At 71.2% G+C, this 22,750-nt stretch carries 24 protein-coding genes; 12 read left to right on the top strand and 12 right to left on the bottom strand.

Annotation, left to right across the window (positions count from 1 at the left end; translation table 11 throughout):
- Positions 1–4 precede the first annotated feature (4 nt).
- The 3 genes from ACWF62_RS14520 to ACWF62_RS14510 are packed head-to-tail and all read right to left on the bottom strand — an operon-like array spanning position 5 to position 2,870.
- On the bottom strand, positions 5–1,429 hold the full coding sequence (locus ACWF62_RS14520) for an NAD(P)(+) transhydrogenase (Re/Si-specific) subunit beta (RefSeq protein WP_378506832.1): 1,425 nt from the start codon (positions 1,427–1,429) through the stop codon (positions 5–7).
- Positions 1,429–1,755 carry an NAD(P) transhydrogenase subunit alpha gene (locus tag ACWF62_RS14515; protein ID WP_378506831.1) on the bottom strand — a complete coding sequence of 109 codons (327 nt, stop codon included), beginning with the start codon at positions 1,753–1,755 and terminating at the stop codon, positions 1,429–1,431. Before ACWF62_RS14515 ends, ACWF62_RS14520 begins: the two co-directional genes overlap by 1 nt.
- Complete coding sequence (locus ACWF62_RS14510; RefSeq protein WP_452630449.1) at positions 1,755–2,870, bottom strand: Re/Si-specific NAD(P)(+) transhydrogenase subunit alpha; 1,116 nt, start codon at positions 2,868–2,870, stop codon at positions 1,755–1,757. Before ACWF62_RS14510 ends, ACWF62_RS14515 begins: the two co-directional genes overlap by 1 nt.
- A 275-nt stretch (positions 2,871–3,145) precedes the next feature.
- On the opposite strand from ACWF62_RS14510, the gene ACWF62_RS14505 reads away from it, so the two are divergent.
- Genes ACWF62_RS14505 through ACWF62_RS14490 form a run of 4 tightly spaced genes read left to right on the top strand, consistent with a single transcriptional unit; the run spans position 3,146 to position 5,198 of the window.
- On the top strand, positions 3,146–3,523 hold the full coding sequence (locus ACWF62_RS14505; RefSeq protein ID WP_378506829.1) for a DUF488 domain-containing protein: 378 nt from the start codon (positions 3,146–3,148) through the stop codon (positions 3,521–3,523).
- Between the two features lie 7 nt (positions 3,524–3,530).
- Positions 3,531–3,683: a hypothetical protein gene (locus tag ACWF62_RS14500; RefSeq protein ID WP_378506828.1), complete on the top strand. Its 153-nt coding sequence runs from the start codon at positions 3,531–3,533 to the stop codon at positions 3,681–3,683.
- 28 nt (positions 3,684–3,711) lie between these two features.
- A complete protein-coding gene (locus ACWF62_RS14495) occupies positions 3,712–4,566 on the top strand; it encodes a maleylpyruvate isomerase family mycothiol-dependent enzyme (protein WP_452630448.1) in 855 nt (284 codons plus the stop codon).
- A complete protein-coding gene (locus ACWF62_RS14490; RefSeq protein WP_452630447.1) occupies positions 4,566–5,198 on the top strand; it encodes a Type 1 glutamine amidotransferase-like domain-containing protein in 633 nt (210 codons plus the stop codon). The genes ACWF62_RS14495 and ACWF62_RS14490 overlap by 1 nt, the downstream gene beginning before the upstream one ends.
- A 6-nt stretch (positions 5,199–5,204) precedes the next feature.
- Here the strand turns inward: ACWF62_RS14490 and ACWF62_RS14485 are convergent, their stop codons facing one another.
- The gene (locus ACWF62_RS14485; RefSeq protein WP_378506825.1) at positions 5,205–5,834 is read right to left on the bottom strand and encodes a TetR/AcrR family transcriptional regulator; all 630 of its coding nucleotides are present in this window, start codon (positions 5,832–5,834) and stop codon (positions 5,205–5,207) included.
- A 70-nt stretch (positions 5,835–5,904) separates the two neighbouring features.
- On the opposite strand from ACWF62_RS14485, the gene ACWF62_RS14480 reads away from it, so the two are divergent.
- Positions 5,905–6,312: a RidA family protein gene (locus ACWF62_RS14480; RefSeq protein WP_378570008.1), complete on the top strand. Its 408-nt coding sequence runs from the start codon at positions 5,905–5,907 to the stop codon at positions 6,310–6,312.
- Positions 6,313–6,335: 23 nt separating this feature from the next.
- Here the strand turns inward: ACWF62_RS14480 and ACWF62_RS14475 are convergent, their stop codons facing one another.
- Both ACWF62_RS14475 and ACWF62_RS14470 read right to left on the bottom strand, forming a co-directional pair.
- A complete protein-coding gene (locus tag ACWF62_RS14475; RefSeq protein ID WP_378506823.1) occupies positions 6,336–6,656 on the bottom strand; it encodes a hypothetical protein in 321 nt (106 codons plus the stop codon).
- Positions 6,657–6,835: 179 nt separating this feature from the next.
- Positions 6,836–7,150, bottom strand: coding sequence for a hypothetical protein (locus ACWF62_RS14470; RefSeq protein ID WP_378506822.1), 315 nt, complete (start codon positions 7,148–7,150; stop codon positions 6,836–6,838).
- Positions 7,151–7,580: 430 nt separating this feature from the next.
- Here ACWF62_RS14470 and ACWF62_RS14465 point away from each other — a divergent pair, with 430 nt between their 5' ends.
- The 4 genes from ACWF62_RS14465 to ACWF62_RS14450 are packed head-to-tail and all read left to right on the top strand — an operon-like array spanning position 7,581 to position 13,430.
- Positions 7,581–9,065: a wax ester/triacylglycerol synthase domain-containing protein gene (locus ACWF62_RS14465; protein ID WP_378506821.1), complete on the top strand. Its 1,485-nt coding sequence runs from the start codon at positions 7,581–7,583 to the stop codon at positions 9,063–9,065.
- A complete protein-coding gene (locus tag ACWF62_RS14460; RefSeq protein ID WP_378506820.1) occupies positions 9,062–11,386 on the top strand; it encodes a glycerol-3-phosphate 1-O-acyltransferase in 2,325 nt (774 codons plus the stop codon). The genes ACWF62_RS14465 and ACWF62_RS14460 overlap by 4 nt, the downstream gene beginning before the upstream one ends.
- On the top strand, positions 11,383–12,816 hold the full coding sequence (locus ACWF62_RS14455; protein WP_378506819.1) for an HAD-IB family hydrolase: 1,434 nt from the start codon (positions 11,383–11,385) through the stop codon (positions 12,814–12,816). The genes ACWF62_RS14460 and ACWF62_RS14455 overlap by 4 nt, the downstream gene beginning before the upstream one ends.
- On the top strand, positions 12,813–13,430 hold the full coding sequence (locus ACWF62_RS14450; RefSeq protein ID WP_378506818.1) for a DUF4232 domain-containing protein: 618 nt from the start codon (positions 12,813–12,815) through the stop codon (positions 13,428–13,430). The genes ACWF62_RS14455 and ACWF62_RS14450 overlap by 4 nt, the downstream gene beginning before the upstream one ends.
- Before the next feature lie 19 nt (positions 13,431–13,449).
- Here the strand turns inward: ACWF62_RS14450 and ACWF62_RS14445 are convergent, their stop codons facing one another.
- Together ACWF62_RS14445 and ACWF62_RS14440 are read right to left on the bottom strand one after the other, a co-directional pair.
- Positions 13,450–14,100, bottom strand: coding sequence for a class F sortase (locus tag ACWF62_RS14445; RefSeq protein WP_378506817.1), 651 nt, complete (start codon positions 14,098–14,100; stop codon positions 13,450–13,452).
- Between the two features lie 99 nt (positions 14,101–14,199).
- The gene (locus ACWF62_RS14440; protein WP_452630446.1) at positions 14,200–15,801 is read right to left on the bottom strand and encodes a hypothetical protein; all 1,602 of its coding nucleotides are present in this window, start codon (positions 15,799–15,801) and stop codon (positions 14,200–14,202) included.
- 382 nt (positions 15,802–16,183) lie between these two features.
- Here ACWF62_RS14440 and ACWF62_RS14435 point away from each other — a divergent pair, with 382 nt between their 5' ends.
- Complete coding sequence (locus tag ACWF62_RS14435) at positions 16,184–17,551, top strand: FAD-binding oxidoreductase (RefSeq protein WP_452630445.1); 1,368 nt, start codon at positions 16,184–16,186, stop codon at positions 17,549–17,551.
- A gap of 13 nt (positions 17,552–17,564) precedes the next feature.
- On the opposite strand, the gene ACWF62_RS14430 is transcribed toward ACWF62_RS14435, so the two are convergent.
- From ACWF62_RS14430 to ACWF62_RS14415, 4 genes are all read right to left on the bottom strand, one after another.
- A complete protein-coding gene (locus tag ACWF62_RS14430) occupies positions 17,565–17,933 on the bottom strand; it encodes a hypothetical protein (protein ID WP_378506814.1) in 369 nt (122 codons plus the stop codon).
- Positions 17,934–18,003: 70 nt separating this feature from the next.
- On the bottom strand, positions 18,004–19,530 hold the full coding sequence (locus ACWF62_RS14425) for a PPE domain-containing protein (protein ID WP_452630444.1): 1,527 nt from the start codon (positions 19,528–19,530) through the stop codon (positions 18,004–18,006).
- 27 nt (positions 19,531–19,557) lie between these two features.
- Positions 19,558–19,935 (bottom strand): hypothetical protein, encoded by a 378-nt coding sequence (locus ACWF62_RS14420; protein ID WP_452630443.1) that lies wholly within the window; start codon positions 19,933–19,935, stop codon positions 19,558–19,560.
- A 10-nt stretch (positions 19,936–19,945) separates the two neighbouring features.
- On the bottom strand, positions 19,946–20,488 hold the full coding sequence (locus ACWF62_RS14415; RefSeq protein WP_452630442.1) for a DUF3558 domain-containing protein: 543 nt from the start codon (positions 20,486–20,488) through the stop codon (positions 19,946–19,948).
- 177 nt (positions 20,489–20,665) lie between these two features.
- Here ACWF62_RS14415 and ACWF62_RS14410 point away from each other — a divergent pair, with 177 nt between their 5' ends.
- Together ACWF62_RS14410 and ACWF62_RS14405 are read left to right on the top strand one after the other, a co-directional pair.
- On the top strand, positions 20,666–21,751 hold the full coding sequence (locus ACWF62_RS14410; protein ID WP_452630441.1) for a TY-Chap domain-containing protein: 1,086 nt from the start codon (positions 20,666–20,668) through the stop codon (positions 21,749–21,751).
- 32 nt (positions 21,752–21,783) lie between these two features.
- A complete protein-coding gene (locus ACWF62_RS14405; RefSeq protein ID WP_378506809.1) occupies positions 21,784–22,722 on the top strand; it encodes a GTP pyrophosphokinase in 939 nt (312 codons plus the stop codon).
- The last annotated feature ends 28 nt before the right edge of the window (positions 22,723–22,750 follow it).

The following is a 22,750-nucleotide window of genomic DNA, read 5'->3' as shown; positions in this document are numbered from 1 at the left end:
GGTCCTACAGGGCCTTGAGCTCCTCGGTGACCTCGCCGACCATCTTCTTCGCGTCGCCGAACAGCATCGAGGTCTGGTCGGCCGTGAACAGCGGGTTGTCGATGCCGGCGTAGCCGGACGACATGGACCGCTTGAGCACGATGACGGACTTCGACTGGTCGACGTTGAGGATCGGCATCCCGTAGATCGGGGACGACGAATCCTGACGCGCGGCCGGGTTGGTGACGTCGTTGGCGCCGATGACGATGGTGACGTCGGTGCGCGAGAACTCACCGTTGATGTCGTCCATCTCCTTCATCGCGTCGTACGCGACGTCGGCCTCGGCGAGCAGCACGTTCATGTGACCGGGCATGCGGCCGGCGACCGGGTGGATCGCGTACTTGACCTCGACGCCCTTCTCCTCGAGCAGCGCCGCCATCTCCTTGACCGCGTGCTGGGCCTGCGCGACGGCGAGACCGTAGCCGGGAACGACGATGACCTGGTTGGCGTACGCCATCTGGATCGCCGCATCGGAGGCGGAGGTCGCCTTGACGGTGCCGCCAGCGGCGCCGCCGCCCGCCGCGCCGCCGTCGTCGCCACCGAACGAGCCGAACACGATCGCCGGGATGGACCGGTTCATCGCCTTCGCCATCAGGTTGGTCAGGATGGTGCCGGACGCGCCGACGATCATGCCGGCGACGATCATCGCCTGGTTGTTCAGCGCCAGGCCAGCGGCCGCGGCGGACAGGCCGGTGAGGGCGTTGAGCAGCGAGATGACGACGGGCATGTCGGCGCCGCCGATCGGCAGCACCACGAACAGGCCCATCACGCCCGCCGCAACGAGCAGGCCGACGATCAGCCACGACGACTGCGGGTCGCCGTCGGCGCCGAGGCCGATGTAGATCGCGAGGCCGATCGAGACCAGCGCGAGGATCATGTTCGCGACCTGGAACAGCTTCGCCGCGGCGACGACCTTCTTCTCGAGGTTCTTGTTCAGCAGTTCCTGTAGCTTGGCGAACGCGACGAGCGAACCCCAGAACGAGACGGAACCGATGATCGCCGCGAACAGCGACCCGATGATGAACGGCGCCGACGGCACCGACTCGACGGCGGTGAAGCCGTCCGAGTTGAGGAACTCCGCCCACGCGATCAGCGCGACCGTGCCGCCACCGACGCCGTTGAACAGCGCGACCAGCTGCGGCATCGCGGTCATCTTGGTGCGCAGCGCCGGCGGAACGCCGAGGACGATGCCGACGACGAGGCCGCCGACGATCAGGGCCCAGTTGTCGGTCTCACGGATGTCGATCAGCACCGCGATCACGGCGACGAGCATGCCGACCGCGGCGATGTAGTTGCCGCGCACCGCGGTCTTCGGGCCGGTCAGACCCGAGAGACCGTAGATGAACATCGAGAACGCGACGATGTACAGGATTGTCACGAGGTAGCCCATCAGGCGTCAGCCCCCTTCTTCACGGCAGGCGCGTCCTTCTTCGGCTTGAACATCGCCAGCATGCGGTCGGTGACCACGAAACCGCCGACGACGTTCAGGGTGCCGAACACCAGCGCGACGAACAGGATGATCTTGATCGACCACGGCGCGTCACCAGGCAGGTGACCGAGGACGACCAGGGCGCCGAGCACGACGATGCCGTGGATGGCGTTGGTGCCCGACATCAGCGGCGTGTGCAGCGTGTTCGGGACCTTGGAGATGACCGCGAAACCGACGAACCCGGCAAGGACCAGGATCGCGATGTTCGCCAACAGCTCGGTGTACATCAGGCGTTCGCCCCCTCACGGGTGACGCAGGCGGCGGCGAGGATCTCGTCGTCGAAGTCCGGTGCCAGCGCACCGTTCTCGTCGAGCATCAGCTCGATCACGGCCTGCAGGTTCTTCGAGTACAGCTCCGAGGCGTGCTCGGGCATCGTCGCGGGCAGGTTCAGCGGCGAGCAGATCGTCACGCCGTGCTTGACGGCGACCTGGCCGGGCTCGGTCAGCTCGCAGTTGCCGCCGGTCTCGCCCGCGAGGTCGACGATCACCGAGCCGGGCTTCATGCCCTGCACCGCGGCGGCGGTGACCAGGCGCGGCGCGGGACGACCCGGCACCAGCGCGGTGGTGATCACCACGTCGAAGCCCTTGATCGCGTCCTCGAGCGCCTGCTGCTGCTGCGCCTGCTCGGCCTCGGTGAGCTGGCGGGCGTAGCCGCCCTCACCGGCGGCGTCGATGCCGAGGTCGAGCCACTGCGCACCGACGGAGCGCACCTGGTCGGCGACCTCCGGGCGCACGTCGTAGCCGGTGGTGCGGCCGCCGAGGCGCTTCGCGGTCGCGAGGGCCTGCAGGCCGGCGACACCGACACCGAGGACCAGCACGGTCGCGGGCTTCACGGTGCCTGCGGCGGTGGTCAGCATCGGGAAGTACCGGGTGGACTCCGACGCCGCGACCACGACCGCCTTGTAGCCGGCCACGTTCGCCTGCGAGGACAGCGCGTCCATCACCTGGGCGCGGGAGATGCGCGGGATCGACTCGACCGCGAACGCCTGCACACCCGCGGCCTTGAGCGCGGCGATGCCGTCCGGGTTGGTGCGCGGCGCCAGGAAGCCGATCAGCACCGCGCCGGAGCGCAGCTTCGCCGTCTCGGCGTCCGTCGGGGGCGCGACCTTGACCACCACATCCGCCGACCAGGGGTCGCCGATGGTGGCACCGGCCTCCTTGTACAGCTCGTCGGGGATCAGCGCGCCCAGTCCGGCACCGGTCTCGACGACCACGTCGAGGCCCTTGCCGATCAGGGTCGTCACGACCTTGGGGACAAGCGCCACCCGCCGTTCACCGTCGTTCGTCTCCCGAACGACGCCGACCGTCGGGCGCGCCTGCGGCGTGCTCTTCGATGTGTCCAATGTGACTACTTCCTGCGATTGATGGTTATCGGGCCGGGACCGACGGTGGCCCTCACGCGACGAGCGGCCCGTGGGTGAGGCGGCACGAATTTGCCAATGCTAGCCAGGCAAAGGGTCACGGATACATCTCGAAATCGGAAAAACGGTCACTGAATCGAATCCGATCAAGGGCAAGAGGCGTAAATTGCGAGGTAATTGTGCCTTCTGTCACACCGCCGCCGGGCGATTCGAGCGGCCAAACCTAGACTGGAACGCGCACAACCGCGGAGGTGACGATGACCAGTCGGACGACACCGAGCATCACGGTCGAGCGGGTCTACGACCATCCCGAGCCGGAACCCGGCGCGGTCCGCGTCTTCGTCGACCGGCTGTGGCCGCGCGGGGTGCGCAAGGACGACTTCCACTACGACGACTGGGCCAAGGACCTCGCCCCGTCCGCCGAACTGCGCCGCTGGTACAGCCACGACGCCGCGCACTTCCGGGAGTTCCGCGCCCGCTACCGCGCCGAACTCGAATCCGACGAGGGCCGCGAGGCCGTCTCCCGGGTGCTGACCCTGACGGCGGGCAGGCCGCTGGTGCTGCTCACCGCAACCCGCGACCTCGAGCACAGCCACGCCGACGTGCTCGCCGAGGTCCTCGGCGGCGAGCACTGAGCGCGCCGTGATCGACGACGACCTCGGCGGCGACCCGGTGTGCTGGCTGGACCGGGTGTGCCCGGACTGCGGGGCGTTCCTGCCGGACGGACCCGACCACGGCTGCCCGCGGTGCGGCGCAGGCGCCGCGACACCCGGCCGCGACGAGATCGCGACGTGACCGCGGTACACCCGCCTACAGTGACCGGATGAGCCAGGCACGGACCCCGACGCTGCTCGAGCGGGAACCGCTGACCGCGGCCCTGCTCGCGCAGTGGCACGCCATCGATTCCCTGCTCGACGGCCTCCCGACGGACCGCTGGGAGGCGCCGACCCCGCTGCCCGGCTGGGCGGTGCGGGACGTCGTCGCGCACCTCGTCGGCACCGAGTCGATGCTTGAGGGCATCGACCCGCCGGTCGACGCGGACGCCGTCCCGGACTCCCCGCACGTGCACAATCCGATCGGCGCGTTCAACGAACGGTGGATCCTCGGGCTGCGGGACCGGACCGCCGCCGAGCTGCTCGCCGCGTACCGCGACATCACCGCCCGCCGCGCCGGCGCGCTCGCCGCGATGACCCAGGACGACTTCGACGCCCCCGCGATGACGCCGGTCGGCCCGGACAGCTACGGACGATTCATGCGCACCCGCCTGTTCGACTGCTGGTTCCACGAACACGACCTCCGCGACGCGCTGGCCCTGCCCGGCGACGAGGGCGGCGCCCGCGCCGAGTACGCGCTCGCCGAACTGCTGACCGGCCTCGGGTATGCGGTCGGCAAGAAGGGGGGCGCGCCGCACGGGTCGTCGGTGACGTTCGCGCTGACCGGTCCGATGGCGCCCACCGACGATCGGCCGCGGGAGATTCACGTCGCGGTCGGCGGGCGCGCCGCGGTCGTTGCCGCCCTGCCCGCGCCGGCCACCGTCACCCTGACCCTGGATTCCCGGCTGTTCACCCGGCTGTGCGGCGGGCGGCTCCGCCCCGCCGACCGGATCGACGAGATCGCGATCTCCGGCGACCAGGACCTCGGCAGGCGGATCGCGGCGAACCTCGCGTTCACGATCTGATGCGGCTGTTTCTCGCGTCCTACCGGTTCGGCGCGGACCCCGACCGGCTGCTCCGGCTGACCGGCGGGCCGGGCCGCGTCGCGGTGATCGCCAACGCCGCCGACGCGTGGGGCTCGGCACGGGACTCGGCGGTGGTCTCGGACTTGGTGCCGCTGCGCCGGCTGGGGTTCGAGCCGCAGGAGCTGGACCTGCGGCGGTTCGTCAACGCGCCGGATCGGCTGCGCGACGAGTTGTCCGGGTATCGGACGGTGTGGGTGCGGGGCGGGAACACCTTCGTGCTGCGGGCGCAGCTCGCGCGCAGCGGCGCCGACACCGTGCTGACCGACCTGCTCCGGGCGGACGCGCTGGTGTACGCCGGGTACAGCGCGGGCGCCTGCGTGCTGGCGCCGAGCCTGCGCGGCCTCGACCTCGTCGACGACCCTGCCGAGGTCGCCGCCGCGTGCGGGGTGCCGGTCGTCTGGGAGGGGCTCGGGCTGGTCGACCACGCGATCGTCCCGCACTACCGCTCGCCCGGATACCCGGCGGAGGAGTCCGCGCGGATCGAGCGGATCGCCGACGGCTACCGCCGCGACGGCGTGAAACACCGAACCCTCACCGATGACGAGGTGATCGTCGTCGGTGAGGGTTCGTGACACGAACTAGTCGGTGCTGGCGGCGGGCGGATGCATCTGCCAGCCCGCCTCGACCGAACGTTCGCACCGCCCCGGCTCGTCGCCGGCACTGATCAGCAGTGCGGTCAGCATGGCCGCACCGTGGTCGAGTGCCCGCCTGTCCAGCGGTCCGGTGGCAACGAGCGAGACCAGCCCGTGGCCGATGACCCAACACCGCGTTGCGAGGTCGGCTGCGACGACGGTGTCGGCGAAGCGTCCGGCGCGTTGTGCTCGCTGCACGGCGCGAACGAGGTAGTTCAGGGTGTCGTCCGCGGCCCGCGGATCGTCGAGCTCGATGGTGTCGTCGAACATCACCCGGTACAGGTCGGGGTTGGCCAAGGCGTTCGATACGTAGGCCGACCCGAGGGCGACGAAGTCCCGCACCGGATCCTCGGACACCGCGACCTCCCGCAGCGTGGCCGCAAGCCGCGTGAAGCCTTCCTGCCGCACCGCCCGCCACAGTCCGTCCACGCCACCGAAGTAGGTGTAGACCGCCATCGTGGAGACGCCGGTCCCGGCGACGAGCGACCGGAGGGTGATCGGCTCCCTGGCGCGGAGCATCCGCGCCGCCCGTTCGACCAGCAGTCCGCGGACCGCCGGGTCCTTCGTTCTCACCACCACCCGACAATACATAACAGCTGCTACATTTTGCCGTGACCGCTCGCCACCCAACCGAGACGAGACCGCCATGCCCGTGACACTGCTCAACCCCGAAGGCCTGCCGAAGCCCGACGTCTACCGACAACTCTCCGTCGCAACGGGATCGAGGCTGGTGTTTCTTGCCGGTCAGGTGGCCCGCGATGCCGACGGCAACCGGGTCGGCGAGGGCGACCTCGCCGCGCAGGTCGAGCAGGCCTACCTCAATGTCGGAACGGCGCTCGCCGCGATCGGCGGATCCTTCGACGACGTGGCGAAGCTGACCATCTACATCGTGGACTGGACCCCGGACAAGATGCCCCTCCTCGGGGAGGGCGTCAGCCGGGCGGCCGAGAAGCTGGGCGTCGACCCGGTCAAGCCGATCACGCTGCTCGGGGTCGCGGCCCTGGGTGAGCCGGACCTGATGGTCGAGGTCGAGGCGACCGCCGTTCTCCCCTGACGGCAACCGGGCGGCCGACCGGGTCAGCCGAAAACGGCAACCCGGTCGGGCACCGCGGGCAGCAGCGAGAGCCTGCGCGGCACCTTGAGCCTGCGCCGGGACACCTCGTCCGCCCCGGCCAGCAGGGCGTCGACGAGCAGTTCGGGGTCGCGGCGCCAGGCCGCGACGATCTCAACGAGCGCCTCGTCGGTGAACAGGCCGCTGTCCGAGAGCGCCTCCCGCCACTCCGACATCTCGCCGTCCCGCACCAGGTCGATGGCATGGACGTCGATCTCGCCGCCGTCCCATTCACTGAACAGAACGGCCGTGACCAGGTCTTTCGTCGGGGATGCCAGAGGGTTCATGGGTGCGGTCCCTTCGTCGGCTGCGATGTCCGTCCGTATGGGCGTAACACTTCGGTGCGCTCGAGCGATTGGTGCAAACCTAGCCGGTCTCGCGGGCCCTGGCGAGAACCAATCACCACAATCCGGTAACAGAGTGACAATTGTGATTCTTGGGGCAAACGAGGCGGCGGGTGCGGCGGTCAGCCCGCGGTGACCCGCTCCGCGGCAACCGGCAGCACCGCAACGCGGGACCCGGTCAGCCGTCGGCGGGTGATCTCGTCCACGCCGTCGAGGAGTGCATCCACCAGCAGCTCCGGGTCGGCCCGCCACTGCGCCTCCAGGTCCCGCACCGCGCCGACGGACATCATCCCGGAGTCGGCGACGGCCCGAACCCAGTCGCCGAGCAGGCCCGCGCGGACCGCGGTGACGACGGCGGCGCCGTCGGTGTCGAGTTCCTCGAACTCGTACGCGAGAATCGCGCGGACCATGCCGTCCGTGACCGTCCGATCGCCCATCTCGTCACTCCCATCACGCATGCCACGCGCGCACGCGCGGCGGTAGAACCGTGTCCCCCACTCGAAGGACATGCACACCCGACCTGTAACACCGAAGTGACGTCGAGCGATGGACGCGAATCTAGCCCCTTACCGGGCAGTTGTGTATAGCCAGCTCGGAAATTTCAGGTAACACGGCATGTGGGGTGCCCCACAGTGACCTGCCCGGAAATGTAATCTGCGTCACTACCAGCGTCTCCGTCGGGGCCCGCCCCGGTCGGGCGTGTCGCGCGCCGGGCGGACCCCGGTCCCGGTGAGCGGGACGCGGCGGTCCCGGACCGCACCGTCCCCCGGATAACGCGCGCGGGCCGGGACTCGGGTACAGACTGGAGGCGGCGCCGCGTTGCGGCACCGGCACCGCGCGGGCAGTGGACAACCGTAGGAGTGCGAGATGGGAACAGTCGGCGACGCCAGCGGCCCGCCCCTCGTCCCGCCGAGCGCCGTCGACGTCGACCTGTCCGGACTCGCTCGGGGCTGGGACCGGACGATGTCCGACCTCGAGGCGGGCATGTGGCGGATGGAGGAGGCCCAGCCCAAGCTCCGCTCCCCGATCGTCGCGGTCGATGTCCTCGACGGCCCACCGGACTGGGATCGGCTGGTCCGGGCGCACGAGTGGGCCTCGCACATCGTCCCCCGGATCCGGATGCGGGCGGTGGAACCGGTGTTCGGCCTTGGCAATCCGGTGTGGTCGGTCGACCCCGAGTTCGACCTCGACTACCACCTGCGCCGGGTCCGGCTGCCCGACCCGGCGACCTTCGACCACGCCCTCCGGATCTGCAGGCACCTGGCGACGGAACCGTTCGACAAGGCCCGCCCGCCGTGGACGGCGATGCTGATCGAGGGCCTCGACGACGGCCGCGCCGTGTACGTGGTGAAGACGCACCACAGCATGACCGACGGGATGGGCGGGATCGGGCTGATGACCCTGCTGCACAGCCGCCGCCGGGAACCGACCCCCGACAAGCCCGACCGGCTGCCCGCCCCGCCGGAGAACCTGAACACGGTCACCGCGCTCGGCGAGGAGGTGGTGACCCTGGCGCGGCGGGCCCCCGGCCGGATCGCCGGACTGGTCGGCGGGGCGGTGCGCACGGCAACGGCCGCCGTCGCGGACCCGATCGGGGCGGTCACCGAGGCGTTCGAGTACGCCAATTCGCTGCGCCGGGTGGTCACTCCCCCACCGGCGACCGGGTCGGCACTGCTCCGCGACCGGGGTCTTGGGCGCTGGTTCGGTGCCCTCGAGGTGGGCCTGCCCGAACTGAAGGCGGGCGCGAAGGCGGCGGGCGGGTCCGTCAACGACGCCTACGTCGCTGCGCTGCTCGGCGGCGTCGCGCGCTACCACGACCGGCACGGTCGACGGGTCGGGGCGGTCCCAATGGGCATGCCGGTAAACCTGCGCACCGCGTCGGATCCATCCGGCGGCAACCGCTTCACCGCGGTGCGGTTCGCAGGCCCGGCCGCCGAACGCGACCCCGCGGCCCGGATCGCGGCGGTCCGCGCGATCGTGCTCGGCCTGCGCGAGGAACCGGCACTGGACGCGCTCGACCTCGCGGCCCCGGTGCTGTCGCGGTTGCCGACATGGCTGCTGGCGAACTGGTACCTCGCCCAGTCCACCGGGCTGGACCTGCAGGCGAGCAACGTCGCCGGGGTTCCGGTTCCGGTGTACCTCGCCGGAGCCCGGATCGAGCGGATGTTCCCGTTCGGCCCGGCGCCGGGCTGCGCGGTGATGGCGACGCTGGTCTCCCACAACGGGATCTGCTGCGTCGGCGTCAATCTCGACACCGCGGCCGTCACCGCACCGGCCGCGTTCATGGAATGCCTGCAGGAGGGCTTCGACGAGGTGGTCGCGCTCGGCGCGACGGAAGGATCCCCGCGATGAGGACGAACGGGCAGCATCCCCGGGTGTACCTGACCGAACCGATGACCGAAACCGAATCCGGTGTCCTGCACACCTGGCTCGGCGAGCAGGTGAGCGGTTCGGCGACCCCGGCAACCGCGGTGACGATCAGTGATCGGGCGCTGGCCGAGCTGACCGCCCGCGACGACGATCCGCTGCTGACGCCGGTCCGGGTGGTGTGGCTGCCCCGCGACCCGGACGAGCCCGGCGCCCAGCGCCTTCGGGAGGCGCTGTCCCCGCGGGACCCGCTGCACCCGGGGCGCGGCGCGCAACGCCGGATGCTGCGCACCGACCCGGACCGCTGCCGGGTCATCGAGGGCGAACCGGCACCCCTGAGCGACCTCGAACGCCGCCTCACCGAGGACGGCGGCGGATCGCTGCCGGAGTTCATCCGCCGCCAGGCCGCCCTCGCCCTCGAGCGCGCCGAGCGGACCCTGCTCGGCGACCAGTACAAGGTGTCCCGGTTCGTGGTCGACGAGATCACCGACAGCCGCCGCTACCGGGACGGCACCCGGCAGCTGGCGGCCGACCTTCGCGTCCCGCTCGGCGAGGTGGACGGGCGGGCCAGGGAGGCGCTCGACGAGCTGGTCGCCACCCAGAGCAGGCGGGCGATCGCGGTGTGGGATCGGCTGGGCCGCTACTTCTCCCGCGCCTACCGCCTCGACGTCGACACCGCGCGGTTCGACGAACTGCGGGAGCTGAACCGGCAGCATTCGCTGGTGTTCCTGCCCAGCCACCGGTCGTACCTGGATCCGCTGGTGCTGCGGCCGGCGCTGTTGGCCAACGATCTTCCGCTCAATCACGTGATGGGCGGCCTCAACATCAACTTCTGGCCGATCGGTCCGATCGGCAAGCGCAGCGGCACCGTGTTCATCCGCCGCAAGTTCGGCGACGACGACGTCTACAAGTGGACCCTGCGCGAGTACATGCGGTATCTGGTGACGAAGCGGTTCAACCTGGAGTGGTACATCGAGGGCGGACGCACCCGCACCGGGAAGCTGCGGCCGCCGCGATTCGGGCTGCTGACCTACCTCGCACAGGCGTTCCGGACGTCCGTCGCCTCGGACGTGTACCTGGTGCCGGTGGCGCTGACGTACGACCAGCTGTACGAGGTGAAGGCGATGGCCGCGGAGGCCCACGGTGAGGTGAAGCAGAAGGAGGGCTTCCGGTGGATGGTCGGATACGTTCGCGCGCAAGGCAACCGGCGCGGCGTCGCGCACGTGACGATCGGGCGTCCGCTGTCGCTGGCGCGGTCCCTCGCGCAGGAACCCGACCAGCGCCTCGCGATCCAGAAGACCGCGTTCGAGGTGTGCCATCGAATCAACGAGGTCACCCCGGTCACCGCGTCGTCGCTGCTGCTGCTCGCGTTCCTCGGCATCGAGGACCGGGCGCTGACGGTGCCCGAACTCGACTTCATCCTCGACCCGCTGATCGACTACATCCGGGCGCGCCGCCTCCCGACCGCGGGCGACTTCGACCTGACCAACCCGCTGGTGTTCCGCACGGCGCTGCAGACCCATCTGGACTCCGGCGTGCTGCGCCGCTTCGACAAGGGCGACGAGCGCGTCTACTTCCTCGGCTCCGATCAGCATCTCGTTGCGGCGTTCTACCGCAACAACTCGATTCACTTCCTTGTCGTGCGGGCCATCGCGGAACTGGTCCTGCAGGCGGCGGTCGAGGAACGGTTCACCGACCCGATCCGGGACGGCTGGACCGAGGCGAAACGCATCCGGGACCTGCTCAAGTTCGAATTCTTCTTCCCCGACAAGGACACCTTCGAGCGGCAGCTGCGCGACGAGTTGGACCTGATCCGCCCCACCTGGGAGGACGAGCTGACCAACCCGCACTACGCCGAGAACATTCTCGGCGCGGTGCGGCCGTATCTCGCGCACCGGGTGCTGCAGCCGTTCCTCGAGGCGTACGCGGTGGTGGCCGACCAGTTGGTGCTCGCGCCGGCGTCCCCCGCCCTCGACGAGCCGGCGTTCGTGGAGCAGTGTCTGGCGATCGCGAAGCAGCGGCGGTTGCGTCAGCAGATCGCGAGCAGCGAATCGATCTCGGGTGAACTGTTCGGCACCGCGTTGGCGTTGGCGCGCAACCGGGGGCTGGTGGAGGCGACCGGGGCCGACACCGCGCACCGGCGGGCCCAGTTCGCCGCGGAGATCGGGGTGCTGGTTCGCCGGGTGCAGCGGATCCGGGAGTTGGCCCACGCCCGCCTGGACAGCCTGTCCGAGCCGGTCCCCGCGCCCGTACCCGGCCCGGACACCGACGGGGGCGCACCCGAGCCGGACGGGTCCGCGTCGTGAGTGCCCTCGCCACCGTCCTGCGGGCCATTGAGGAGGCGCCGCCGGGGCCGGGGACGCTCGCCGCGTTCGACCTCGACGGCACCCTGATCGCTGGCTACTCCGCGACGGTGGTGTATCGGGATCGACTGCGCACCAGGGACATCAGCGTCGGCGAGTTGCTCCGCACGACGGGCGCGGTGCTCGACACCCAGTTCCGTGGCGCCGACGTCGGCGGCCTGATGGACGTCGCGGTGCACGCGCTCGCGGGCAGGCAGGAGGATGACCTGCTCGAGTGGGGCCTGCGACTGTTCCGGCAGCAGATCGCGGGCATGATCTACCGCGACGCCCGCACCATCGTCGCGGCGCACCGCCGGGCCGGGCATACCGTGGTGCTGGCGACGTCCGCGACGCCGTACCAGGCCCGGTACGTGGCGGAGGACCTCGACCTCCCCGACCTGCTGTGCACCGAACCGGAGGTGCGCGACGGCATGCTCACCGGGCGGCTGGCGTCGCCCCCGTTGTGGGGCCCCGCGAAGGCGAAGGCGCTCGCCGGGTACGCGGACGAGCGGGGCATCGACCTGGCGGTCGCGTTTGCGTATTCCAATGGCGGCGAGGATGTTCCGATGCTGGAGTCGGTGGGCCACCCGGTCGCGCTGAACCCGGATCGGGAACTGTCCCGGCGGGCGCGGCGCGGCGGATGGCCGATCGTGCGGCTGCCGAGGCCGCAGCGCGGCGCGACACCACTGTCCACCGTCCGCACCGCGACCGCGATCGGCGCGCTGATGACGACGACCGCTGCCGCGGTCGGGGTCGGCCTGCTCACCCGGAACCGGCAGACCGCGGCGAACCTGGTCGGCGCGGTCGGCCCGGACCTGGCGTTGACGATCTGCGGCATCACCGTGACGGTGCGGGGCCGGGAGAACGCGTGGAGCAGCAGGCCCGCGGTGTTCATGTTCAACCACCAGAGTTCCCTCGACGTGCTGGTGTTGGGCACCGTGATCCGCTGCGACGTGACCGGTGTCGCGAAGCAGGAGGCCGCCCGCGATCCCCGCTTCCTCCCGGTCGGGGCGCTGCTCGACGTGGCCTACCTCGACCGGTCGGATACCACCGCGGCGAAGGCTGCGTTGGCCCCCGCGGTCGCGAAGCTCCGGTCGGGGACGTCGCTGGCGATCGCGCCGGAGGGCACCCGGTCCCCGACACCGCGGCTGGGGCGGTTCAAGAAGGGCGGATTCCACGTCGCGATGCAGGGGCGGGTCCCGATCGTGCCGATCGTCATTCACGACGCCGGCGAACTGATGTGGCGCAATTCCCTTGTCGCGCATCCGGGGACGGTGCACGTCGACGTGCTCGCGCCGGTGCCGACCGACGACTGGACCGTGGAGACGCTCGACGAACACGTGCGGGAGGTGCGGGAGATGTTCGACGAATGCCTGCGGCGGGGGCCGCGATGACCGCCGCAGCGACCCGGGCAGGCGCGGCCGCGGGAGCACTGCTGATCGGCGCCGGGATCGTCGCCGGGTGCGCGTCCGACCCGTCCGGGGCGACACCGCGCCCGGCGGCCGCCGTGGCGGACCCGGGCACCACCGCGGCCACCCCACCGGAGGTCGCCGCGGCGGAGACCGCTGCCGCCGCACCGGTGGCGGACACGGACCGCTGCACGACGCGGGAACTGTCGGTGAACGACGGCAAGTCGCAGGGATCCGCTGGCTCGGTGACGATTCCGCTGGTGTTCACGAACACCGGCGGACGCACCTGCACACTGGACGGGTTCCCCGGGGTCTCCTACGTCGACGGCGAGGACGGGAGGGAGGTCGGCCGGGCGGCGACCCGGTCCGGCGAGGGCGGCGCACCGGTGGTGCTGGCGCCGGGCGCGCGGGCCACCGCGATGGTGCGCGCGGTGCAGGTGCTCGATTACCCCGCGCAGGAGTGCGTCCCGACCCCGGTCGCGGGTCTGCGGGTCTATCCCCCGAACGACACCGCAACCCTGTTCGTCGGCCACGCGGGCACCGGATGCGCCACCTACGACGTGAACCAACTGCAGGTGACCGCGGTCGCGGCCCGGTGAGCGGGAGGGGTGACGCGCGTCAGACGGCGTCCGCGTACAGGTACACGTTGTCGGTGTAGTCGCCGACGCCGTCGGTGTAGGTGAGGTCGCCGCCGCAGGTGACGACCGCGAGGCGGCGGGGACCGGTCGGACCGTCGAGCACGCTCTCCTCGACGCCGTCCGCCTTCGGGCGCTCCACCACCCGGGTGACCCGCCACGCCGTGGACCGGCCCGCATCGTCGGAGGTGTGGATGACGTCCCCCGGCTGCATCAACGCGAGGGAGAACAGGGCACCGTTGCCCTGGCCGACCATGTTGACGTGCCCGGCGAGCAGGGTGGTGCCCGCGTCCGCGGCGAGCGGCGCCCCGTCCTGCCAGATCCCCACCGTCGACACGTCGTTCGGCGGGGTGAGCACCCCGCCGGGCACGGTGGCGACGCCGATCGGCGCGGCCACCCCGACCCGGGGCAGGGCAAGGGTGCGCGGCGGCAATGTTCCGATGTCGGGCTGCGGCGATGTCGGGGCGGGAACCGGCGCGGCGACACCGGGCGGATTCGGGTCGGCGACGGCGGGTTCCTCGCCGTCGGCGGTGAGCATGCCGACGCCGACGACGACCGCGAGCAGCGCCACCACCAGCACCGCGAGCGTCCCGATCACGCTCGGCCGCCGCCGATGCCGTCCAGTTCGTGTCATGGTCCGTCCTCGTCGTGTCCGTCGGCCGGGTGTCCGGCGACGACGAGGCGCCCGGCCCGGTCGCGTTCGACCGGGGCGGGCGCCGTCCGTCAGCTCAGGCTAGCCACGCAGCCTGCGGACCGCGATGGCCACACCGACGCCGCCCACGGCGAGCAGGGCAAGGGCAAGACCGAGACCGGTCGTCGCGGTGAAGCCCTCCTCCGCCGCGCCACCGTCGATGGCGTGCGGGCGCTCGCCCTGCGGCGCGGTCGTGGCCGGAGCCGCGGTGGTCGGAGCCACCGTGGTCGTCGGCGCAGCCGTCGTCGGGGCGGTGGTCGTCGGCGCCGGGGTGGTGGTCGGCGCGGGCAGCGTCGTGGTCGGCGCGGGCTGCGGCGTTGTGGTGCCGAGCGAGCCGCCGTTGCTGCCCAGGTCGCTGCTGCCGAGCGCGGCGCTGCCCAGTGCCGCGCTGCCGAGGGCGGCACTGCCCAGGCCCGCGCTGCCGAGTCCGGCGCTACCGGCACCGGCACTGCCCGCGCTGCCGAGGCTGCCGGTGCTGCCGCCCAGGCTGCCGAGGCTTCCGACGCTGCCCGCGCTACCGAGCGAACCGTTGCCCTCGTCGTCGACGAACACCGCATGGTCGGCGTCGCGCAGCTTCTCGGCGGTGGTGTCGAAGGTGGCGAAGACCTGGCACTCGTGCCGCGGCCAGCCGGCGTGCTCGGCCGGGTCGGCGTCGGTGGAGCTCGCCTGGTTCCACTTGATGTGCTTCTCCGGCGATTCGGTGCCCCGCACGGCGAGGTCCACCCGACCCTCGGTGTCCGAGGTGACGCACAGGGTGATCGTGGTGCCCGCCGCGGCGGTGCCGGTCACGACGAGCTTGCCGTCGGTGATGGTGGCGTCGCCCTCGCAGACGGTCACGGTCGCGTTCGGCGGCAGGACCAGGTCCAGGTCCTGGTTGTACAGGTTGGTGGTCAGGGTGAACCGGGCGGTGTCACCGACCGGCAGCTCGTCGCCCGGGGTCGGGTCGACCCGCTCGAGGTCGAGCACCGACTCCTCGTGATCCGGAATCGAGGCGAGGATCTCGGCCTGCTTCTCCTTGCCGATGAACCGGTCGCACAGCGCGGTGTCGCCGGCGCCGTAGTCCGAGACGCACCAGATCGCGTCCTGCAGCGCGTTCCGGTTGGCCTCCGACGTGTTGTCGGTCCAGGTGGAGGTGCCGCCATGCTCGGGATTGGTGGTCTGCCATTCGACGCCGTTCAGCAGGAGGTAGCTGATGACCTTCTCCTGGTCGGCGGTGAGCCTCGGGTTGCCGGTCTGCGGCAGCGTCGGGCCGACGGCCTCGCCGTAGTCGTTGAGCTGCGTCCCCTCCGGGATGGGCTCCTTGGTGAAGGGATCCACCCAGCCCTCCGGGGCGACGCCTGCACAGGTGCCGTTGTCGGCGTCGGTGCAGTACATCCACTCCGCGACCGGGGCGCCGTTCACCAGTCGGACACCACAGATCGGCGGGTACTGGATGGTGATGTCGTCCTCGGGCAGGTTGCCGTACAGCGGCACCACGTTGCCGGCGTTGAGGCTGTCCAGGCGCGCCCCGGTGAGGGTCAGCTGCCCGTCGAGCGGGGTCCATTCCGTCGCCTCGCATGTCGGCGCGGTGAAGCTCGGGTCTGCGGGATCGGCCGCGGCAATGCCCGCCCCGCCCGCACCAATCAGGGTCATCGCGGCTGCCACGGCGACCGTGGCGCGGACGCGCGGGAGCCACGGTTGTCTCGAGTGAAGATTCACTTTTCCGTCCTGAAGTCACTGGGTCGGTCGACCCCGGCGGAGCCCGCCGACGTAGACACGGTCGGAGCCCCGGATTGATGCCGCCTTGGGTTGCGGCGCGGTAACTGTAGCGTTCGCAAGCATTAAGAACGAACCTCCCCACCGGGCCCCGACGGCCAAATCCCGAGGCCACCGTGTCCAATTCGACACCTCCTCGGGCCCCTGAACAGGGGTCCTCGAGAACTACACGGTTGCCAGTAACGTTCCGATCACGATTACGTCTCGTAACCCAGCTCACCCTCGGCGCGTCGACATGGCCCGCCCCGCCGGATCGGCGAAGGATGGTCTCATGCCCGCCGACCTCGCCGCACTCGCCGCCGACCTCCCCGAGGGCGCCCTGCTCACCGACCCCGACCTACTCGTCGGCTACCGCCAGGACTGGGCGGCCGACCCGAACGCGGGCACCCCGCTCGCGGTGGTCCGCGCCACCGGCACCGAGGACGTGCAGGCGGTGCTGCGCTGGGCGAGCGCGCACCGCGTTCCGGTGGTCCCCCGCGGCGCCGGATCCGGGCTGTCCGGTGGATCGTCCGCGGTCGACGGCGGGATCGTGCTGTCCACCGAGCGGATGCGGTCGATCGTCGTCGACCCGGTGACCCGGACCGCGGTCGTGCAACCCGGACTGCTGAACGCCGAGGTCAAACGGGCCGTCGCCGAGCACGGACTCTGGTACCCGCCGGACCCGTCGTCGTTCGAGATCTGCTCGATCGGCGGCAACGCCGCCACCAACGCGGGCGGGCTGTGCTGCGTCAAGTACGGCGTCACCACCGACTATGTCCTCGGGCTGCAGGTGGTGCTGGCGGACGGCACCGCGGTGCGACTCGGCGGACCGCGACTGAAGGACGTCGCCGGGTTGTCGCTGACGAAACTGTTCGTCGGCAGCGAGGGCATCCTCGGCGTGATCACCGAGATCACCCTGAAACTGATTCCGGCGCAGCCTCCCACGTCGACGATGGTCGCCTCGTTCGGCACGGTGGAGGCGGCGGCGGACGCGGTGCTGGCGATCACCGCGACGCTGCGACCGGCGATGCTCGAGTTCATGGATCAGGCGTCGATCTGCGCGGTCGAGGACTCGCTGCGGATGGGACTGGACCGCGACGCCAACGCGCTGCTGCTCGCACAGTCCGATGCGCCCGGCGCTGCCGCGGGCCTAGAGATCGCCGCGATGGTCGCGGCATGCGAATCGTGCGGCGCCACCGAGGTATTCGCCACCGACGACCCGACCGAGGGCGAGGCGTTCACGGCCGCGCGGCGGGCGGTGTTCCCCGCGGTGCAGGCACTGGGGTCGCTGCTGCTCGAGGATGTCGGGGTGCCGATGCAGGCCCTGCCGACGCTGGTGTCGGGCGTCGCGGCGATCGCCGCGGACTGCGGCGTCCGGATCTGCGTCGTCGCCCACGCCGGGGACGGCAACACCCATCCGCTGATCGTGTTCGACCGGGACGACCCCGACGAAACGGAGCGAGCCCACCGCGCGTTCGGAGAGGTGATGGATCTCGCGATCGCATTGGGCGGCACCATCACCGGCGAACACGGCGTCGGCCGACTCAAGCGGGACTGGCTGCCGAACCAACTCGGCCCCGACGTGATGGACCTGACCCGCCGGATCAAGACCGCGCTCGACCCGGACGGAATCCTCAATCCGGGCGCCGTCCTCGACTGACGCGCTCGCCTGCTCAGTCGGCCACGGGCACGCGGTTGGCTCGACGTCGGCGGATCAGGAGTCCCGCGGCGATCAGCACGGCCACCCCGGGGCCGCAGTGCACGGCGAGCACCCCGAGCAGGCTCGGGCCTCCCCAGTCGTCGCGGTAGCTCGCCGGGTCGGCGACGTCGATCGTGACGACCTCCACGATGCCGCGGGCAACGAGGTAGCCGCCGACGATGCCGACGACGGCGTAACCCGCCGGTGCGAGGACCCGGGACCGCAGGGTCCGACTGAACACGGAGCCGATCAGCAGCACACCGAGCGCGACGAGCACGACGAACACGGCGATCCCGATGGCGCGGGGCGGGTCGGCGGCGGCCTCCGCCGCAAGGACCATCATGACCACAGCTCACCACGATTCGGCGTCCAGCACATCGGGGAGGACCGCGAGGCGGCCCGGACCGCCTGCGTTACCCGCCGAGCACCGGCGGTGCGACCAGCGGGAGGGTGCCGACGATGTCGTTGCCGTTGTCGACGGTGACGAGATAGCCGGGGGTGGCGTGTTCGGTGTCGTCCTCGCCCCTTCCTCGGGCCGCGGCGGGGATCATCCCGGCGCCGGGCATGCCCGGCCTGCCGGGGGCGCCCGCACCGGCACCCGCCGCACCGCCGCCTCCCCCAGCGGGTCCCGCTGCGGTGCCCGCGGCACCGCCAGGAATTCCCACCAGGCCTGCCCCGCCGGACCCCGATCCGGCTGCGCCACCGGACACTCCGTTGCCGCCGGCAGCGACGGCACCGGTTCCGAGCCCACCGGATCCGAGCCCACCGGATCCGAGCCCACCGGATCCGAGCCCACCGGATCCGAGCCCACCGGTTCCGAGCCCGCCCGGCCCGGACCCCGACGGTCCGCCTGCGCCGGACATCCCGCCCGCACCCGGCGCGGCCGGGTTGCCGGGGACGCCCGCCCCGCCCGCGGCGTCCACCCCGGCCGGTCGGGTCCACGGCGACGACGGATCGGACTGTGCGGGAACGGACTCCGCGGAACCGTCCCGTCCCGGCCCCGGTTCGGCGCCCACGGGGGCGGGCCCCCCGGACGGGCCGGTGTCCCCCGCATCGGCCCCCGGCACCGCACCCGACCCGGACGGGGCGTCCCGACCGAGCGGGCCGAATCCGGCGGAAACGGCGGAGTCCGCCGCGGTCGGGTTCGCGGAGCCGCCGCCCGCTCCGGTCGGGGCCGCGACCTCCGGTTGCGCGACAGTCGGCGGCGCGGGCAGCACCGGCACCTGGGAATCCGCCTGCCGCATGACCGGGCTGTAGACCGTCTTCATGATCTGGATGGCCTGCTCGTGGGCCTCGTTGCGGTCGTGCAGCAGGCTTTTGATCAGGGCGGTTCCCGGACTGAACTGGTGGACCAGCACCTCGGCGACCGACGTCTGCGCGGGCGGCGGAACCGTCGCCTTCACCTGCGTGATCCCGGTCGCCGCCTCGGCCACCTTGGTGCCGACGAGGCTTCCCGCCGTGGCGAGTTCGTCGGAGACCCGGACATAGCGTGCGGTCGCGTCGAGCGCACGGTCCGCGGCGGCGCCCTCCCAGCCGTCCTTGATCTCGCCGAGGATCGCCGTCGTGAAGCCGTGCAGACCGTCGGCGAGCACGGTTCCGATCGCGGTCCAGCCCTGCGCGCTCGCGGTGACGGCCGCCGGATCCATCCGGTTCACCGAGTCCATGATCTGCCGATGCGACATCGAATCGAAGCTCTCCTCCACGAACTGCCGGGCGTCCCAGTCGCCGGTGAACCTGCCGCGCAGCTCGGCCTGCGTTCCGTAGATCCCGTCGCGTTCCTCATTGCCCGCCGCCTGCGCATCCCGGACCCGACCGCGTTCGGCGAGGTTGTAGCCGGTGGCCAGGTCGATCGCCGCGTTCCCGCCGTCCACGACGAGTTCCCCCACCCCGTCCGCGAACCGACCCAACGCGTCGGCGACCTCGTTCATGCTGATCCCCATCTCATCCCCCCTGCCGGTTCCCGCCCGTCACGACCCCGAGCCGACGCCCGTGATCCCCCGCGCCGCAGCATCATCCGTGGCGGCGTACATCGCCTCGATCCGCTCAAACACCTGCCGCATCCGCTGCACCTCGACGATGTGATCGGCGAGCGCCTGATCCATCGAATAGGAGCCGCCCGAGGCCTTCAGCGAGAACTTTCGCGCCAGGGCGATCCCGGACGGGAACGTCCCCATCCCTTCGACTTTCGACAGGTCCTGCGCCAGTGTCCGGAGACCGTCGAGGGTGCCGATGAGCTCCGCGCAGTGCTGCGCGCATCGACTCGCGACCCCTGGCTCGAGATACAGATTCCCGGATTCGACCTGCGTGGCGAGTTCCATCCACCCCATCGTGACGTGCTCGGTCATTGGCAACCTTCTACTCGGGCAGCGCTGGATTGAGGCGGCGAACTGCGTCCGCCGCGATGGCGCAGGGTTCCTCCGCGTCGCGCGGAGGGGTCAGCGTGCGAAACCCGATGGATACGAGCACCGCTCCGCCTTGGGTTTCAACTGCGACGTCGCACCGTTCCCGCGTGCGATCGGCGACCTCGCGATACCCAAGCGCGGAACGCCCGTCCACGTCCACGTCGAAGAAGGCCTCGAACTTCGGGTTGGCGCGGAGGTCGACGAGTCTATGTGTGCTGGCGAAGATGCTTACCGAGTATCGATCTCCCTGCCACCCGCAGATGTTCCACCCCGGCTGCTTCACCCCGAGAATGTCCCGCGACTCCGTCGCCGGATCCATCCCGATCCCCCGCAGCACCTCGTCCGGTATGTCGTCGCACGGGCTGAACACCGGCTCCCCGGCAGCAACACCGGCTGCCTCGGCGTCCCCCGACACCGGGGCGGGTCCGCACCCGGCGAGCAACGCCGCGGCAATCACCGTCCCGCCCGCGACTGCCGCGGCGACCGCTGCGCGCATGCCTCCCCCTACCGTCGACCGGCTCACCCTGGCTTGGACGCATCCTGCCCTCGTCCGGTTCCGTCGTCACCGAAACCGCCGCCGAAAACGTGACCCGAACACCCCGCCCGGCTCCCAGCCGAACGGGCTTGCGCGCGCTAGCGTGGACTCGACAATGCTGCGACGGATTGGGGGATCATGTCCGAGTTCGAGGACTTCGACTCCGGCGTGGATCGCGCCTGGTCCGAGCACCAGCAGCGGTTGGCGGACGTCATCGCCGCGATGCGCGAGGACGATCTGCTTGCCCTGGAGCTCGGCGAGGAGTCCCGGGTCGACGGCTTCGTGCCGTGCGTGCAGTTCCTGGCCTGGGGTGACGGTCAGATCCGATGCGAGGTGCCGTCGAACGACTACCTCGACCCGCGGTACCGGCTGACCGCGGACGACGAGTCCCGGCTCGTCGACCTCGGCTGGCACCGTCCCACCCGGCGCCCCGACGACGAGCCGGATTCGGGGTCGCCCGCGTTCTTCGTCGACAAGCCGTCGAACTGGGCGGATCAGCTGGCGTCGATGGCGGTGACCGTGTTCCGGGAGGTCTGGTCGGTGCCGCATCCGACGTTCCTGCGGATCGACGCGACCGAGGCCGACACCCACCGCACCCTCACCTCCGAGGAACCCGACCCCGAGGACCCGGACGGGCTGGACCTGCAGCGCGCGGTGACGCCGCGCGACGAGGCGCACCTGCACGACCTGGTGGCGTCGACGCTGTCGGAACTGTTCGACGAGCCGCCCGGCGGCGACGACCGCGACGACGACGGGGACCCGGACGACGACGACTTCATGCTGGCGATCGGTCCGCTTGTCGGGTTCGTCGGGCCGCACCTGGACGGCGGTGAGGTGCAGGTCCGGATGCCGCTGTTGCGGGACATCAGCGACCGGACCCGGGCCAGTGAACTGCTCGGCGACCTGAACCGTCGGTGGCCGCACCTGAAGTTCGTGCTCGCCGCGGACCGGGTCGACGTGTGGGCGGCGGTGCTGGCGAACCCGTACGTTCCGCAGCACCTGATCGACACGCTGCAGCAGCTGTTCGCGTTCACGAAGACGGTCGATCCGCGGTTCGCGACCCGGTTCGGTGGCCACCTCGACGGGCTGGCCGACGACGATCCGGAGGCCGTCGAGGTCGAGCGCGGTGAGCTGGTGCCGCCGACTCCGCCGACCCAGCCGCGGTTGCCGTTGGAGCTGTTCACCGACCCGGGCGAGCAGCCCCTGTTCGACGACCCGAGCTGACCGGCGCGTCGACCGGGCGTAGTCGAGCAGTCATGCGGCGATCGAAGCGGGCGGATGCGGTCGAGTCCCTGGTGGATCGGCTGTATGACCAGCGGGAGCGGGCGTGGGCTGCGGCGTTGGTGACGACGCAGACGTTCCTGGAGACCCTCGCCGACGCGGTGCTTGAGGGCCAGGATCGGGACCGGTTGAACGCCGAGTCGGCGCGGATCAAGGATCGGGCGCGGGCGGTCGACAAGATCCTGCGGAAGGTGGCGTCCGGGCAGTTCGCCAGGCCGACCACCCCGGAGGAGGTCGCCGACACCCTCCACGACCTGCTCGGGGTGAAGGTGCTGTGCAAGACGCCGCGGGACCTGACGGCGTTCACCGAGAAGCTGCAGGAGGCGTGCACGTCCGCGGCCTGCTCGGTGCGGCTCGCGCATCCGCCGACGGACTATGTCGCCGACCCGAAGGACAGCGGGTACCGCGCGTTCCATGCGGTGCTGCTGGTCACCGTCCCCACCCACGAGGGTGATCTGCCGGTGAAGGTGGAGGTGCAGGTCAAGACGCGGCTGCAGGACGCGTGGAGCGAGCTGACCCACGAGGACATGTACAAGCCGGGTAAGGCGCTCAAGCCGAACGAGTTCCACCGGGACGTGGCGCGGCGGATGGCCGAGCTGCTCGACAACGTCGACACGATGGCGGATCTGCTTGCCGCGGAACTCGACCGGCAGACCGCGCCCGACGACGACCGCGGCCCGATCCCGGACGAGTCGACGGTGTTCGCGCGGGTCACCCGGACGGGCAGGCGGTACGCGCTGGCGATCGCCCCGGACGGGCGGCAGGGCCTGATCCCGGCGCGGTCGGTGCGGGCGGCGCTCGAGTCGAGCAGCCGCATCAACGTCGACGACCACCTGCGGGTCGGGGACACCGTCGACGTGCGGATCGAGGAGACCGACAGCGCGCTGTACTTCCATCCGGTGAATCTCGGGTGAGCCGCCGCGACCGGCGGCGATCGGTGAC

The sequence above is a fragment of the Rhodococcus sp. NPDC054953 genome (assembly GCF_053609225.1).
The sequence above is the reverse complement of the archived record's forward strand: the minus strand, read 5'-3'. Positions and strand labels throughout refer to the sequence as shown.